The sequence below is a fragment of the Vibrio sp. SCSIO 43086 genome (genome assembly GCF_051132235.1).
Taxonomy (GTDB): Bacteria; Pseudomonadota; Gammaproteobacteria; order Enterobacterales; family Vibrionaceae; genus Vibrio; species Vibrio diabolicus.
The window spans coordinates 87,635-101,426 of record NZ_CP072677.1 but is presented as its reverse complement, the minus strand read 5'-3'; the positions used below and the strand labels follow the sequence as shown (position 1 = coordinate 101,426).

Annotated in this window: 18 protein-coding genes; 5 read left to right on the top strand and 13 right to left on the bottom strand. The window is 44.9% G+C overall.

From position 1 onward, the window contains the following. Position 1 precedes the first annotated feature (1 nt). The 4 genes from J8Z23_RS00460 to J8Z23_RS00445 are packed head-to-tail and all read right to left on the bottom strand — an operon-like array spanning position 2 to position 2,263. Positions 2-1,072 carry an AI-2E family transporter gene (locus J8Z23_RS00460; RefSeq protein WP_005394430.1) on the bottom strand — a complete coding sequence of 357 codons (1,071 nt, stop codon included), beginning with the start codon at positions 1,070-1,072 and terminating at the stop codon, positions 2-4. A 43-nt stretch (positions 1,073-1,115) separates the two neighbouring features. Continuing rightward, positions 1,116-1,511: a hypothetical protein gene (locus J8Z23_RS00455; RefSeq protein ID WP_301659430.1), complete on the bottom strand. Its 396-nt coding sequence runs from the start codon at positions 1,509-1,511 to the stop codon at positions 1,116-1,118. Further along, positions 1,456-1,968 (bottom strand): hypothetical protein, encoded by a 513-nt coding sequence (locus tag J8Z23_RS00450; protein WP_301569043.1) that lies wholly within the window; start codon positions 1,966-1,968, stop codon positions 1,456-1,458. Before J8Z23_RS00450 ends, J8Z23_RS00455 begins: the two co-directional genes overlap by 56 nt. 46 nt (positions 1,969-2,014) lie before the next feature. After that, positions 2,015-2,263, bottom strand: a complete 249-nt coding sequence (locus tag J8Z23_RS00445; RefSeq protein WP_005394426.1) for a hypothetical protein — start codon at positions 2,261-2,263, stop codon at positions 2,015-2,017. A gap of 363 nt (positions 2,264-2,626) precedes the next feature. On the opposite strand from J8Z23_RS00445, the gene J8Z23_RS00440 reads away from it, so the two are divergent. Further along, complete coding sequence (locus J8Z23_RS00440; RefSeq protein WP_301569040.1) at positions 2,627-3,064, top strand: PA2169 family four-helix-bundle protein; 438 nt, start codon at positions 2,627-2,629, stop codon at positions 3,062-3,064. Between the two features lie 155 nt (positions 3,065-3,219). Further along, positions 3,220-3,618, top strand: a complete 399-nt coding sequence (locus J8Z23_RS00435; RefSeq protein ID WP_005379193.1) for a hypothetical protein — start codon at positions 3,220-3,222, stop codon at positions 3,616-3,618. A gap of 204 nt (positions 3,619-3,822) precedes the next feature. On the opposite strand, the gene J8Z23_RS00430 is transcribed toward J8Z23_RS00435, so the two are convergent. The 5 genes from J8Z23_RS00430 to J8Z23_RS00410 all read right to left on the bottom strand — a co-directional run bounded on the left by J8Z23_RS00430 (position 3,823) and on the right by J8Z23_RS00410 (position 7,138). After that, entirely contained in the window at positions 3,823-5,481 is a 1,659-nt protein-coding gene (locus J8Z23_RS00430) for a diacylglycerol kinase family protein (RefSeq protein ID WP_301569033.1), read from the bottom strand. 142 nt (positions 5,482-5,623) lie between these two features. Beyond that, on the bottom strand, positions 5,624-6,055 hold the full coding sequence (locus J8Z23_RS00425; RefSeq protein ID WP_203346755.1) for a hemerythrin domain-containing protein: 432 nt from the start codon (positions 6,053-6,055) through the stop codon (positions 5,624-5,626). Positions 6,056-6,158: 103 nt separating this feature from the next. After that, on the bottom strand, positions 6,159-6,356 hold the full coding sequence (locus tag J8Z23_RS00420; protein ID WP_301569029.1) for a hypothetical protein: 198 nt from the start codon (positions 6,354-6,356) through the stop codon (positions 6,159-6,161). Positions 6,357-6,364: 8 nt separating this feature from the next. After that, entirely contained in the window at positions 6,365-6,541 is a 177-nt protein-coding gene (locus tag J8Z23_RS00415; protein ID WP_012841233.1) for a DUF1328 family protein, read from the bottom strand. 45 nt (positions 6,542-6,586) lie between these two features. Continuing rightward, positions 6,587-7,138, bottom strand: coding sequence for a BON domain-containing protein (locus tag J8Z23_RS00410; protein WP_047009372.1), 552 nt, complete (start codon positions 7,136-7,138; stop codon positions 6,587-6,589). Positions 7,139-7,573: 435 nt separating this feature from the next. Between J8Z23_RS00410 and J8Z23_RS00405 the strand changes: the two genes are divergently transcribed. Next, complete coding sequence (locus J8Z23_RS00405; protein WP_047009371.1) at positions 7,574-8,917, top strand: sigma-54 interaction domain-containing protein; 1,344 nt, start codon at positions 7,574-7,576, stop codon at positions 8,915-8,917. Between the two features lie 96 nt (positions 8,918-9,013). Here the strand turns inward: J8Z23_RS00405 and J8Z23_RS00400 are convergent, their stop codons facing one another. From J8Z23_RS00400 to ftnA, 3 genes are all read right to left on the bottom strand, one after another. Next, positions 9,014-10,207 (bottom strand): NAD(P)/FAD-dependent oxidoreductase, encoded by a 1,194-nt coding sequence (locus J8Z23_RS00400; protein WP_434634408.1) that lies wholly within the window; start codon positions 10,205-10,207, stop codon positions 9,014-9,016. 180 nt (positions 10,208-10,387) lie between these two features. Continuing rightward, on the bottom strand, positions 10,388-10,711 hold the full coding sequence (gene uspB / locus J8Z23_RS00395) for a universal stress protein UspB (protein WP_005394407.1): 324 nt from the start codon (positions 10,709-10,711) through the stop codon (positions 10,388-10,390). Positions 10,712-10,802: 91 nt separating this feature from the next. Beyond that, entirely contained in the window at positions 10,803-11,330 is a 528-nt protein-coding gene (ftnA, locus tag J8Z23_RS00390; protein WP_005379167.1) for a non-heme ferritin, read from the bottom strand. A gap of 281 nt (positions 11,331-11,611) precedes the next feature. On the opposite strand from ftnA, the gene uspA reads away from it, so the two are divergent. Continuing rightward, positions 11,612-12,037, top strand: a complete 426-nt coding sequence (uspA, locus tag J8Z23_RS00385; protein WP_005379165.1) for a universal stress protein UspA — start codon at positions 11,612-11,614, stop codon at positions 12,035-12,037. A 64-nt stretch (positions 12,038-12,101) separates the two neighbouring features. Continuing rightward, positions 12,102-12,980, top strand: coding sequence for a carboxylate/amino acid/amine transporter (locus J8Z23_RS00380; protein ID WP_006741764.1), 879 nt, complete (start codon positions 12,102-12,104; stop codon positions 12,978-12,980). 72 nt (positions 12,981-13,052) lie between these two features. On the opposite strand, the gene J8Z23_RS00375 is transcribed toward J8Z23_RS00380, so the two are convergent. Further along, positions 13,053-13,625: a hypothetical protein gene (locus tag J8Z23_RS00375; RefSeq protein ID WP_434634403.1), complete on the bottom strand. Its 573-nt coding sequence runs from the start codon at positions 13,623-13,625 to the stop codon at positions 13,053-13,055. Positions 13,626-13,792 lie beyond the last annotated feature (167 nt).

Here is a 13,792-nt window from a genome sequence, read left to right as displayed (position 1 = left end):
GTCATTCTCGTGGAGCCACATCCTCGGGGATGGTTTGGCTTGGTTGACTTTGAGTTGATTGACACAGCTCCAGACGCTCAACCAAAATATTAATGCAGACCAATAGCGGTACACCGATTAAGAGCCCCATACCGCCCCAAAGCCAACCCCAGAACACGAGCCAAACGAAGATCACTAACGGATTTAAATTGAATCTTTTCCCTAATAACGTTGGCGTGACAAACTGACTTTCAATCAAGTTGATCAACAAATAGATAGACACCACAGTGAGCATAAAACTGACCGACTCCAACTGCAGATAAGCCACAAAACCGAAACTCACCATGGAGATGACTGGGCCGAGATACGGCGCAAAATTCATCACGCCAGCAAACGCACCCCACAAGAACGGATCCTCAAGGCCTAAAACAAAAAACACCGCCCCAACACTCAACCCAAGTCCCGCATTCACTAACGTGATAGTGCCAATGTATCGAGATAGGTCTTTCTGTAGTGCTTTGACCAGTTCAATCGCTTGGCGCTGCTTGGCAAACCCATGCAAGTACGACACTGACTTTCGAAATAAGCTGCGTCCGTGATTGAGCATAAAATAAACCATAAACAGCACGATCATCGCTTGTGTCAAAATGGTCGGCGTCGTGGTCGCGAGTGTCTTCACCAAAGAAAATACGGTATTGTTCCCGACTTCATCCATACCCATATCGCTGGCAATATTCAGCGGCGTATTAAGGTGATCCGCCGAGGCTTGAGTCACTTCGCTCACTTCTTGCGACACATTTTTCACGATACTGGGCAGTTCAGACCACCACTGCTTGGCAGGCTCCGACATGGCAGCAAGGCCAATAATTGAAGCACCAACCAAGAATGACAGAGTCACCACGACGGTAATCGCGCGCGGTAAACCTTTGTCTTCAAGATAGTTAATGAAAGGACTGCATAACAGAGAAATAAAGGTACTAAGCACAATAGGTAACAAGATTGGCTTAGCAAAATACAGCCCAGGAACGAGCAATAAGACAAGAAGGGTTGCACCAATCGCGGTATTGGCAGGAATGTTCAATTTCGCTGTCATAAAAAGGCTCAAGGTCGGTAGGAATAATTATCGGCGAAAGCCGTTATTGGGGTTGCTCGACTTCTGTTTCTGTCGCGGTCTCTTCTGTCGAAGCAGTATTGCTTGCTTGTGGTTCAGCATTTCGCTCTTGTTCTACGCCCGACTGGTTAGAAGACGCTGCCATAACTGGCTTGGCAAGCGAATCCGTTAGTTCGGAGACACTACTCGCCAATAGCCCCATGGAAGAGATAGAGGAAGTCAGTCGAGACAATCGACCCGCTTTGGCAGCGGTAACGGCAACGACAGCACTAATACCTAGCGTCGTCCAAGGATTTTCTTTCACAAACTTCTTAGTGGTAAACGTGAACATTTCCATCGATAAGCAGCATTGCTCTAAAGATGCTTTACCTTCCATCCGCTTGATTCGAATGGCTCGATTGAGCTTTTGTAGCGAGCGCATCCCACCCCTCCTGCAACTGTTCTGTCGTATTTTTGAATCCAAGGAAACCAACTAAACGCTTCTGCCACCAAGCTAAAGACAGTAATGCTAAACCTAAGGACGCAATAAATACGCCCACTGCAACATACACGTTAGCGGTCAGCTGATAAGCTACCACACCAGAGGCAAGGCACAAACTGAACACGAACAATACCGACAATAAGGTAAAAACAATGGTGCACAGCAAAATCTGTCGCGCTGCGGACGCATTAATTTTCACCTCCAAGAGGAACAAATCCAACGTTGAACCCGACCACGCTTTCAGCGATTGAGTCAATTGGTCCAGTTGTGAAAGAATACTGCTCAAACCATTGATGGTTTGTTGGATATCCTGCTCTTCTGCCCCACTTGGGGCTCGACCGCTGTCTGCTGCGGCCGAGCCCGGTTGCTGGTTGGTGACTTGTCCGGAATTATTCATTGGAACCCTCGCCTTCTGTTATGTGGCTTAATCCGTTGGACCGTGATTATTTGATCAGCTTCGAAACCGCCCAACCCGCAAGGAAGGCACAACCAATGCTCAGCAATGGACGCTCCTTGATAACGTTCTCTGCCGACTTGGTCGCCTGCTGAACGTGTTCCGCGCCCACATCAAATTTCTCTTTAGCTTGGTCTTTCATTGCGCCGACGGCTTCCGTCGTGGCTTGCTCCGCCAAGTGATATGCTTCTTCTAACTGCTCTTGAGGTTTTACTGTGCTTTCTTTTGTTGTAGCCATAACTAGCCTCCGTTGATGAGTTGAGTAGTAAATCAAGTGAAACAACTTTTGAACTCACTTACTCACTACAAAGCCATATCCGTGCCAAAATTATAAACATTTGTTTTTATTTGATTTTTATTTTGTTTCACGACAAACCCTTATCTGTACGTGTAATTCTTTCCAGACTTCCCCAGCATTCTTGTAATTTTTTCTTAGCGCCTTGTCTGCAACCCTCCAATTCTTGCGCAATAAACTCATAACCAATTGATTAATAGAAAAATAACATTCATTGGCATACAACCTGCAACTAAAGATGAAACATCTGTGTTTGTTCCCCATACGTACAAACACTCCCATCACCAACCAAATCAGGAGTGAGATATGAAAAATGAAAATATCGCCTCAATCATTGAGCTTATCGAGAGCGGAAATGACATTTACAACAAGGCCATTGAGAACATTGACAACACTTCTTTGAATAATGTGTTGGTAGAACTGCTTAGAGTACGTGAGCGAGCGGTGCTTGAGCTTACTCCCTACACATTGACAAATAACCAGGAAGACTCTGCCGACGACACTCCGGTTTCCTACACCATTAAAGCGCGTGAGGTATACAGCGATGTGATGAAGGAGGTGTCTTCTGACAAAGAGTCCATGTATTTGGAACAGCTCGAAGGTGTTGAAAGCAAGGTGCTCAAAGAGATCGAAAACCTAATTACTAGCCACCCAGAGCAAGCGGATAATTCGGTTCTACTGAAAGTTCGCAGTGATATCAAAAGCTGTAAAGAAAAGCTCAGCAGCATCAGCCTTATCAGCTGATCCTTAGTGGTCGCCTTTGCAATCAAGCGCTGGCAGAGAAAATGGCCAACCCGTTTTGGCCATTTCTGATAAGACCACTGGCACCTCAATACAACCAAAACTAGAAAACACTAAACCGAGTAATCAACACGGTAGTCATAAATAAAGAGGTCAGTATGACATTGGATAATAATCGAGTAAGGGAGCTACTCGTAAAAATGACACACCATCGCCAAACGTGTTTGCCTCTCGTTAATCCGCAATCGCATATGACACTCGCAAGAGCGGCGTATCGATTCGTTAAAATAGAAAAAGTGATGATCAAAAAGATGGCGAAGTTGTTCTTCGACCAAGATGGTGAACAATTCATTGCAGAAAATGCCACCGAATACGGCGTTGCCGAATTAGGTAATTACAAAGAAATGCATTTCATGAACAAGTTGTTGTTAGATGATTTAAAAGCGCTACTCAGAGCCATTGACGACACCAACTTAACGGCGCTTGTTTCTTACTGGTTAGCTGCTTTACAAGTCGAAAACGATGAAATTGAAAAGCACTTACCCCAGGGTGAGTAGTCATACTCACCCCCTTCTTCCTTTCACTTCGAGAACGATAAATAGACGCTCTCTCAGATACAAAAAATACCGATATAAAAAAAGCCGCTGCACCTACGCAGCGACCTTATTGGTTCCTTCAAAACTACGACTAAACCGGTAAACAAAGGCACGCTATAAAGCACTGGCAAATGGCGCATTATCCACTGCTTATCTGTTTTAAAGCTAAGCCGATTTACTTCTCCCGCTTGGGACAAATACGTTCAACGATTTTGGACGAAGCTTGATCGCTAATTGCTCATCAGAATAAAGCTCACCATCAATCACATACTCAATCGGTTTGTTCGCAGAAATAGTGACATTCTGAGCCGTCGCGTATTGAAAATGAGTCGATTCCTCCTGCGCACCTACGCTGGTTAATGTCAGATCAGACAATGCGATGAGGCGTCCGCCTAAAGATTCGGTGTTATCTAAATACGTGATATGCAGCTTGCCATCGTCAGGCTGCGGAGCACCACCACCTTGCGCGAGCAACGTACTAAAAGGAGCGATGTTCGCAACGACAAAGCTATGAACTTCTAGCGTTTGTGATCCATTTTCGCGGTTTTCATCTTCAAATGGCGCATCCATCGCAACAGTCAACGTCTGCGTCTCTTCCGCCACCACCGCGTTAAAAAAGCCCGTTAAGTAGGCCAATTGTCCAAAGGTGTTTTTCTCTTCTCGCTGCGCATGCTCGATCATTTTCTGCTCTAGGCCAATACCTAGGACTAACAATATAAGCCTCTGATTACACTCCGCCGTATCAATACGTTGACAGTGACCTGCTAGCAATGCTTCACACGCTTTTTCGACTGGTGAGAATTTTGCGCCAACTCCATAGAGCACATGACATAACGCATTGGCGGTCCCGAGCGGAACAATACCGAGTTTGATATCAGTACCTACCAGCTGGCTCGCCACTTCCGTCACTGTGCCATCGCCACCCGCTACGATAATTTGCTTAGCCCCACTTTCTTTTGCCTGTTGTGTTAGCTGCTCGGCGCTGAGGTCTGTCGTCGTTTGATGAATACTCAAACGATATTTTTTGGTTAGCTCACGAATCAAGTGCTGTTCGTTTTCCTCCCATTTGCCACCACCTGCAACAGGGTTAACCACCATCCAAGTGGATTGATCCAGACCCAGTACGCCTTTTTCACTTATCGCTCGTAACGTTTTGATCTGCAATTTATTCAATCTCGCGGTACTGCGCACGTCATTGATTTTTTTCATCACAGACTCAACCGTCAGCGACGGATCTTTGCTCAGTAGATACGCCGCAACAACAAACACCGAACGACCGCGCCCTAACGCACAATGCACAACCACAGCTCGCGAGCACGAGATTTGCGTATCAATCCAGTTAATCGCATGACGCAAGCGCTCCAACGTTGGGGCTTTGTGGTCAAGTACCGGAATCGAAAGGTAATGAAACTGCTTGTCGGTCATCGCACTTTCAAGCCCAGCAAATTCTGCGGTGACATCGACAATACAAGAGATGTCATTGGATTCGAGAAAATCTAAGTCACTCTGAAATAGCCGACGGGAGAGGTATAAATTATCGCTGACTTTTTGGATTGGAGGCACAGTATCGCGCCGTCTTTCCCAGGCATTATATGCTCTAGCGCCCAGTAAAAAGGGGATGAATGCCCAGCGGATCCACCTGACAATCTTGCCGTCTTGGTTTTTTCTAAAAATGGAGGGAATGTCGAAAACGTAGGCTACGCTGACTAATGCTAAAGAAAGAGATACCCACAAGAACAACAGGCTAACCATGATTTGGGGAATATAAATAGCGGCCGATAAACTGATCAGAGCGCCAAGAATATAATATTTGATGATAAACATTCGCTCTCCTTGCCTTCAGCGAGTGCGCTTTTTTAGTGAAAGTGAGAATAAGCTGGTTCTAGTTTAGGCTAATTAGCTTGGTAAACGCTTTGATTGGGCCCCTTCCCGTGCCGAAATGGCACGAAAAGGACCAATACTCCACCTAACTAGCCATTTCTTCGACGTAGCTATCCGCTAGTTTCATTTTCTGCTGATCGGTCATCACCTTACCGGCCAATTGGAAAAAACGATGCTCTTCTTCTTCGAGGTGGTGCAATACTTTGTGACGCAAAGTTTTCATGAGGTTGAGCCATGCTGGCGAGCTCATGTCGGTTGCATCAAGCTGTGCAATCACTTTATCAATCTCGTGGTGCTCTGCGATGCCATGACGAGTAAGATCGATGGTTTTATCGCTCTCGATTAAAGGCGCGTAGAAAAAACGCTCTTCTGCGGCGGCGTGCTGTTCGAGTTCATCCTTCAGATTGTGGTAAAACTCTTCGCGTGCAGGGGAATCTCCAGACGTTTCCATCAGAGCATCGAGTAAAAGGCGTTGCTTTTCATGACTCTCTTTTAGTACATCAAATATGTTTTTCATCTTTGACTCCTCATCTGATTGTAAACACTTGGGATAAAAGGAAGGGCGGTGATTGACCGCCCTTCTCTTACATTGCTGTGAACAAAAAGCTGACCTGACTCGACTAACAATCTTGGTCTTCTGCGTTCATGTTCTCTTTAATATTTTCACACTCATCTTCAATCGCATTTTGAGTTTCTTCGGCGGCTTCATCTATCTTCTTGCCTGCCTGTTCCATTGGCCCTTCTTCACTACAAGCAGCCAGTGCGAACACCAAACCAAATACTGCGGCGATACGGTAAATTAATGACGTAAGTCGCATGAAATCTCCTATCTATTTACGTTTTTTCTTCCTAGCAGAACAATCACTATTGATACAATTAATGACAATAGGAATAGGTAAAATATCACTTGCGCGATAGAGGCCGCCGCCCCTGCAATACCAGTAAAACCTAGTAGTGCAGAAACCAGTGCCAAAGCCAGAAAAATAAACATCCAACGAACCATAGTGTTACCTCCTAATAAAATTGGGTTAGGTCACTCGGCTCGTTATTATTGAACCACTTCTAGCTTATCAATCACCTTATTTACATCATTGGTATTATTTGCAATTGAAAGTGCAAGATCATGCTCCGCATCTGAATTAACCTTACCTGCCAACGTTACCGTTTTACGTTCCGTCGTTACATCAATGTCCGTACCACTTACATTGGTATCCATCAGTAGGCGCGTTTTAACTATAGTCGTGATTTTAGAGTCGGTCAGTGTGGCTAATGCCTCTGAATCGGTTTCTTTCTTACCTTCATTCACCACTGACAATTCGTTATTTACTTCTTTCACACCATCAAGACCTGTTACAAGCTCTTCGGCAAGCGATTTTTCAAGGTCATTGTTTACCGAACCAGAAAGGGTAACTACCTGATTTTCAACATCGGTGTTGATATCAAAAGAGTTAAGGTTACTGTTTAGCAGCAGCGTCGTTTCAGCTTTACCATCTAGCCAAGCGTCCATGGATTCTTTTTCCCATTTATCACTCGCTAAGACTGCTGTAGATGAAGTAGCAAGAACTGACGTAAGTACAATTTTAGCTGCGATGTTATTCATGGTAATTCTCCTTTATTGACGTTGTATTTCCATAGGAGCAAACCATGTGCCAAGTTTGTAACTTGTTATTTTTAAAGGAATAATAAAAACAAGAGATAAAAATAAGACGAACAAGAAAATATAAGCATGAATTATTTACACAGAAGAAATGTAATTTTTAATCGTTAATAATTTCGCAATCAATTACATAATACGCCAATAAAAGATGAGACATTATTTCTTCGACTTCACTTAATCGCAGAATTATTATTTAAAATGTGAGACACCCGAATAAAGAAGCAATATTTATCAGAATTATTACTGATATATACCAAGAGAGGATCAACAAAATTAAAATAGCCTACAGACCCTTAAATCTCTGCTGACAATATTTTGTCTTGTGCACTTAGAATAATCCACGTACATTGTTTCTGTCATAGTAAAGAGGACATTTCTATGTCGTTGCCAAGCCTGTTTCTACGAATACAAGACCCGACACTTAAAGATGCTATTGCCTCTTGCCAGGAACTGAACAAATTTCGTCTGCATAATACCGATGCCGCAGATAGTTGGATTGAAGATTTCCTACAACTCAAACCGGAAGTTGCGATTGTTGAAGTCGCCCACTTTACTAGCGCAGATTACCAGCGCCTTTCTAATATCGAAGACATCTACGATATGGACTTGATCATCATTAGCTCTGGTGCTCCAAACGAAAATTTGGATAAGCTAATGAACTTAGGTGCAATTTTTCACTACAGAAAACCCGTCGATATTGCCATTTTGACGGACACCCTAAGCGAAGTCAGCCAGTACTATCAGCAAAAACAAGATCAAGGACGTAAAGTGTCCACTAGCGATCTCGACCAGTTTGGCCTTTTGGTGGGGTCCTCATCGCCAATGCATCAGCTCTATCGCATGATCCGACGCGTCGCAAAAACAGAAGCCAACGTCCTCATTGTCGGTGAAAGCGGCTCAGGTAAAGAGTTAGTCGCGCAGACCATTCATTTAGCTAGCGATCGCAAGCAACAACCCTTTATCGCGATTAACTGTGGTGCGATTAGCCCAGAGTTGGTCGATAGTGAACTGTTTGGCCATGAAAAAGGCGCCTTTACCGGAGCGAATAAAACTCACCAAGGTGTATTTAAACAGGCAGAAGGCGGCACGCTGTTTTTAGATGAAATCACCGAGATGCCTATCGAGCATCAAGTGAAGCTATTGCGTGTGTTGGAAACCGGAGAGTATCGCCCAGTGGGCAGTAATACGGTGCATATCGCCAACACTCGCATCATTGCCGCCACCAACCGTGATCCTAAAGTCGCCATTGAAGAGCAGTTCCTGCGTGAAGATCTGTTTTTCCGTTTATCGCACTTCCCATTAACGATACCGCCACTGCGAGATCGAGGCGGTGACATCGTCGGTCTGGCTAAACACTTTATCGCGCACCGCAACGCAAATGAGGCTAAAACCAAAACCATTCTTGATTCTGCCATCCAAAAAATCGCTGCACACGATTGGCCAGGTAATGTCCGTGAGCTCAAACACACGATCGAGCGTGCATTTATTTTGGCTGATGACACCATCCGAGATGAACACCTGATATTCGATACACCGCCATTGGAAACAGGCACAAGCATCGAAGACCTTGTTCCAGCGGGCGTTTCGCTAGAAGAGCTAGAAAAAGCCGCTATTCTCAATACCCTTGAAGAGAATCAAGGCAATAAAACGGAATCAGCGCAGGAATTAGGCATTAGCGTTAAAACGCTCTACAACAAACTCGAAAAGTATCAAGACGAGTAACTCGCTGTGGGAATACAATGAGAATATAAAAAGGGCACGGAATACAATTCAGTGCTCTTTTTTATCTTATCTTTTATGCGGATGTGTAGCGTTTGATTACACCCACTGACCCGCGACAAAGCCGCTCGACCAGCACCACTGAAAATTGTAGCCCCCTAACCAGCCAGTCACATCCATCACTTCGCCAATGAAGTACAGCCCTTTGATGTCTTTGCATTCCATGGTTTTCGAAGATAAGTGATCGGTATCCACACCGCCTAGTGTCACTTCCGCGGTTCGGTAGCCTTCAGTGCCATTCGGGGTGATATCCCAATGTTCTAAGCGCGCCACAATCGCCGCAAGCTCCTTTTGATTGAACTGCTTTAGCGGTTTATCGACCAGCTCTTTACGTTCAATCAAGACTTCAACCAAGCGCTTTGGTAGCACTTTAGCGAGCGTATTTTTGAGCGACTGATTCGGATGCTTTTCACGGCTGCGTTCTAATAACTCGGCAACATCATCGTTTGGCACCAGATTAATCGACACCTTTTGCCCCGCTCGCCAGAATGATGAAATCTGTAAAACGGCTGGGCCAGATAAACCACGATGTGTGAACAACAGGGCTTCTTTGAACATGGTGCCATCTTCAGCTGTAATTTCCGCAGGTACCGCGATACCAGATAACTCAGCAAAATCTTCTTTGTCTTCTTTATGCAACGTAAATGGCACCAGCCCTGCCGTAGTTGGGATAACTCGAAGACCAAATTGTTCCGCGACTTTATAGCCAAATGGTGTCGCCCCCAGTTTTGGCATCGACAAGCCACCTGTTGCGATAACTAAAGACTCACACTCAACAATCTCAGTGCCAGCATGCAAACGAAAGCCTTCATCGATTTTCTCAATTGAGTGAACATCGCATTGGTAACGCTGCTCGATATTCGGCATGCCACACTCAGCCAACAGCATCTTCACAATGTCTTTCGCCGTAAACGCATCGACACAAAACAGCTGACCGTGATCGCGCTCTTCAAATTCAATACCATGCTTACACACCATCGAGATAAAATCCCAGTTAGTGTATTGGGAAAGCGCAGACTTAACGAAATGCGGGTTTTGGCATAGGTAGTTGCTGGCTGAAACATCGTAGTTAGTGAAATTACAACGGCCACCGCCTGAGATAAGGATTTTACGTCCTGGCTTTTTAGCATGATCGAGCACCAAAACACGGCGGCCTCGCTTGCCGGCTTCTGCAGCACACATCAAACCCGCTGCGCCTGCGCCAATTACAACAACATCAAATTTCTTACTCATCGGTAGCTCTTAGACTGATTGGTATCGAATCGAAATAAAAAAGGATGTGCACATTGCACATCCTTGCTTTCTAGGCGCGACATTCTACCGACAAATCTCGAAGGGGAAAAGCGCTTAAACGGTAAGCGCTATGCATGCCCGTACAATCCTAGGAGATTAACTCGCTAGATTATTGATTCTTTAAAGAATGAAGGCCGCGAGTAGGGTAACACCGAGTAAAGCGGTCGATAAAACAAATAGCTCACGCACCCTTTCGCACTTACCAGTAAAAATTTCATCGTGGTGATGGTGATATTCTTTACTTTTGATGTAGTGGAACAAACGCACCTGTTTGGTGACATTTCCATGGGTGGTAAAAAAGCCATTGCCATCAACTTGCTGATATAACAACGGATGCGCTTCACGCATGATGTAAATTAGAGAACGAAGAGCGGTGAGATACCGGATCATGTTGACTCCAGTTACCACCATTAGCGCAAATAAGATTGTGTCTCCACTGATCATCTTTTCCTCCCTACATCTTCAACAATGCTCAAGAGAAAAAGACGATCAATGCTTCGTCTTTACTCGCTACTTATAGCGTCAAAAAACGCGTTTACGCAGCTGGAGCATCCATGATTGAAGATGAACCTTCTTTCGCCATTTGTGCTAGATCTTTGTCGATGAAGAACAATGCTTTACCATCTTCACCTACCAATTCGATCTTATCTAAAATCCCTTTAAACAACTTCTCTTCTTCGTGCTGTTCAGACACGTACCACTGTAGGAAGTTAAACGTTGAGTAGTCTTGGCTAGTAAATGCAACATGTGCCAATTTATTGATTTTTTCCGTGATCATTTGCTCATGTTCGAAGGTCTCGCGGAAAACATCACCTAAGCTTGCAAAATCATGCTTTGGTGCATCAATAGCGCCCAAAATTGGCATTGAGCCAGTTTCACTTACGTAGGTGAATAGGCGTTGCATGTGCTCCATTTCTTCTACGGCGTGAGCGCGCAAAAATTCAGCCGCACCTTCAAAACCTTTGTCTTCACACCAAGCACTCATTTGTAAGTATAGATTGGATGAGAAAAATTCTAGGTTAATTTGCTCATTCAATTGTTCGACCATAGTTTGAGACAGCATGTTAACTCCTATTAATGTGCATGCAATATACCCAAGTAACCTCGAGATAAACGACGCCGCGAGATTGACTTGCTCTACATCAGAGGCAAGGTTTTACTTGAACTATAGTCAGTAACGGAGCGCTGAACTCCGCATCTCAAAGTCACTTGGGTATAACGCCACTATAACATGATTACTGAGACAAGACTTTGTACCTACGACACTGATATGAGATCACTTCAGCAAATTTTTTTGGGGGTTAGTGCTAATCTAAAACTATGACCTTACAAGGAGATAGCAATATGAGTTACAAACACATACTTGTGGCAGTCGACCTGTCAGACGACAGTAAAGTGTTGATTAAAAAAGCCGTATCACTGGCTAAACCTCTGGATGCGAAAGTCTCTTTTATTCACATCGACGTGAACTACGCAGAGCTCTACACCGGGCTTATCGACATCAATATGGCAGAAGCGCAACATCAAGCAATGGAAGCGTCGCGCACACAATTGGCGAATTTCGCAGAATATGCGCAATACCCAATAGCCCATACTTTGGTCGGTAGTGGCGATTTGAGTAATGAGCTGTGCGATACCATTCAAGATTACAGTATAGACTTGGTGGTTTGTGGTCATCACCAAGATTTCTGGAGCAAGATTCTGTCTTCGACTCGACAACTGATTAACTGCTCTCCAGTCGATATGCTGGTCGTACCGCTAAAAGACTGATTGGCGCGACGTTAAAACTTGGTTAGACTGCGGGCACATTTGTTGTTGATAAAGATTCTCATCCATGGCTTATCTATCCGCAGTTACCCTACTTTGGGCATTCTCATTTAGCCTGATCGGCGTTTACCTCGCTGGTCAGGTTGATTCTTGGTTCTCGGTGTTCATGCGCGTGGCACTGGCGAGTCTGGTTTTCATTCCCTTTTTAAAATTCCGCGGCGTTAGCAAATCCCTAATCGCGAAACTGATGACGGTCGGTGGCTTTCAGCTTGGTCTGATGTACTGCTTCTACTACCAATCTTTTTTGCTCCTTTCCGTGCCAGAAGTATTGCTGTTCACCGTATTCACCCCCATTTACGTCACGCTGATCTATGACTTCTTGAAAGGTCGCTTTTCACCTTGGTATTTGGTTACCGCGGCGATTGCTGTATTTGGCGCAGCCTGGATTAAGTTTGCAGGCATTAATGAGGACTTCCTGCTGGGCTTTTTGGTCGTACAAGGAGCAAACCTCTGTTTTGCCATTGGTCAGGTGGGCTACAAATACATCATGGAAAGTGAGCCGGTTGATTTGCCACAACACACCGTGTTTGGTTACTTCTACTTAGGTGCGCTTTGTGTAGCAACCGTGGCTTTCGCTCTGATGGGCAACCTCGACAAACTACCCACCACCGCAACGCAATGGGGCATTCTGACGTACCTTGGTTTAATTGCTTCCGGTTTTGGTTACTTCGCATGGAATAAAGGCGCAACCATGGTGAACGCAGGTGCACTGGCAGTAATGAACAACGCATTGGTTCCGGCGGGTTTGATTGTGAACATTGTGATTTGGAACCGCGATGTTGATGTCATGCGACTCGCCATTGGCGGTGCGATCATCATGCTATCGCTATGGATTAACGAAACCTGGGTGAAAAAGCGCGTCGAAATGAGCTACGCCAAGAAGTAAAGCGACCGCTCCCAACACACATACCGACAATAAAAAACGCTCTCCAACTGGAGAGCGTTTTTTGGGATTAGATTAATGCACTTTGACTTGCGAGCTTGCGCTCATCAACGCCTTAGGCGACGTTGGCAACAACACTTCTAGCTTCGCATTGCGCGCTTCAAGCTTGCGCTGACGCTTAAGTAACTTTTGTTGTTTTTTCGCTACTTTTAACAACTTTTTCTGCTGCTTGTAATGCTTTTTCAGTGCTTTTTTCGCTTTCTTAATCGATTTTTTATCCGCTAAATCAAACCATACTGGTGCGTCGGTTCTTACTGGCTCCAGGGATTTTTCGGCTTGCTTTTTCTCTTTCACGCGCTCAACAACACGCTTCACAATCGCTGCTTTTTCGTTGCTTTGTTTTGTTGTCACAGGATTCGGTTGCACTGGCAGCGCTTCAGCCAATAAGCCACATGATTGTTGCTCGTTCAATGGCTTGTCTTGGCACTTTTGCGGCGGAATAGCGGCTGGTTTACACAGGGTATCTTTGGCCGCTGAAGAGCGTGCGCAAGAGCGACAAACAAACTTTGGTGCGACAACTAAACGATGGATGTCGCCAAGCTCCGCCGCGATCTGTTTACGACTCATTTTACATAAGCGTTTAGCCATTCTACTACTCCAGCTTCCCAATTATCGACCGCATCACAACAAGTGAAATAATAATAATTCTTAGTTAGATATACAGTCAGGGAGGAGAATTAGCAAGAGAAAACTATCAGTAACGACTCAGAAAGAGAGGCTTGATCACAGCACGATACACCGTACTGTGACAAGAA

Bases quoted from the DNA above. Each gene is read 5' to 3' on its own strand.
- J8Z23_RS00460 (WP_005394430.1), bottom strand. From the start codon at position 1,072: ATGACAGCGAAATTGAACATTCCTGCCAATACCGCGATTGGTGCAACC.
- J8Z23_RS00455 (WP_301659430.1), bottom strand. From the start codon at position 1,511: ATGCGCTCGCTACAAAAGCTCAATCGAGCCATTCGAATCAAGCGGATG.
- J8Z23_RS00450 (WP_301569043.1), bottom strand. From the start codon at position 1,968: ATGAATAATTCCGGACAAGTCACCAACCAGCAACCGGGCTCGGCCGCA.
- J8Z23_RS00445 (WP_005394426.1), bottom strand. From the start codon at position 2,263: ATGGCTACAACAAAAGAAAGCACAGTAAAACCTCAAGAGCAGTTAGAA.
- J8Z23_RS00440 (WP_301569040.1), top strand. From the start codon at position 2,627: ATGAAAAATGAAAATATCGCCTCAATCATTGAGCTTATCGAGAGCGGA.
- J8Z23_RS00435 (WP_005379193.1), top strand. From the start codon at position 3,220: ATGACATTGGATAATAATCGAGTAAGGGAGCTACTCGTAAAAATGACA.
- J8Z23_RS00430 (WP_301569033.1), bottom strand. From the start codon at position 5,481: ATGTTTATCATCAAATATTATATTCTTGGCGCTCTGATCAGTTTATCG.
- J8Z23_RS00425 (WP_203346755.1), bottom strand. From the start codon at position 6,055: ATGAAAAACATATTTGATGTACTAAAAGAGAGTCATGAAAAGCAACGC.
- J8Z23_RS00420 (WP_301569029.1), bottom strand. From the start codon at position 6,356: ATGCGACTTACGTCATTAATTTACCGTATCGCCGCAGTATTTGGTTTG.
- J8Z23_RS00415 (WP_012841233.1), bottom strand. From the start codon at position 6,541: ATGGTTCGTTGGATGTTTATTTTTCTGGCTTTGGCACTGGTTTCTGCA.
- J8Z23_RS00410 (WP_047009372.1), bottom strand. From the start codon at position 7,138: ATGAATAACATCGCAGCTAAAATTGTACTTACGTCAGTTCTTGCTACT.
- J8Z23_RS00405 (WP_047009371.1), top strand. From the start codon at position 7,574: ATGTCGTTGCCAAGCCTGTTTCTACGAATACAAGACCCGACACTTAAA.
- J8Z23_RS00400 (WP_434634408.1), bottom strand. From the start codon at position 10,207: ATGAGTAAGAAATTTGATGTTGTTGTAATTGGCGCAGGCGCAGCGGGT.
- uspB (WP_005394407.1), bottom strand. From the start codon at position 10,711: ATGATCAGTGGAGACACAATCTTATTTGCGCTAATGGTGGTAACTGGA.
- ftnA (WP_005379167.1), bottom strand. From the start codon at position 11,330: ATGCTGTCTCAAACTATGGTCGAACAATTGAATGAGCAAATTAACCTA.
- uspA (WP_005379165.1), top strand. From the start codon at position 11,612: ATGAGTTACAAACACATACTTGTGGCAGTCGACCTGTCAGACGACAGT.
- J8Z23_RS00380 (WP_006741764.1), top strand. From the start codon at position 12,102: ATGGCTTATCTATCCGCAGTTACCCTACTTTGGGCATTCTCATTTAGC.
- J8Z23_RS00375 (WP_434634403.1), bottom strand. From the start codon at position 13,625: ATGGCTAAACGCTTATGTAAAATGAGTCGTAAACAGATCGCGGCGGAG.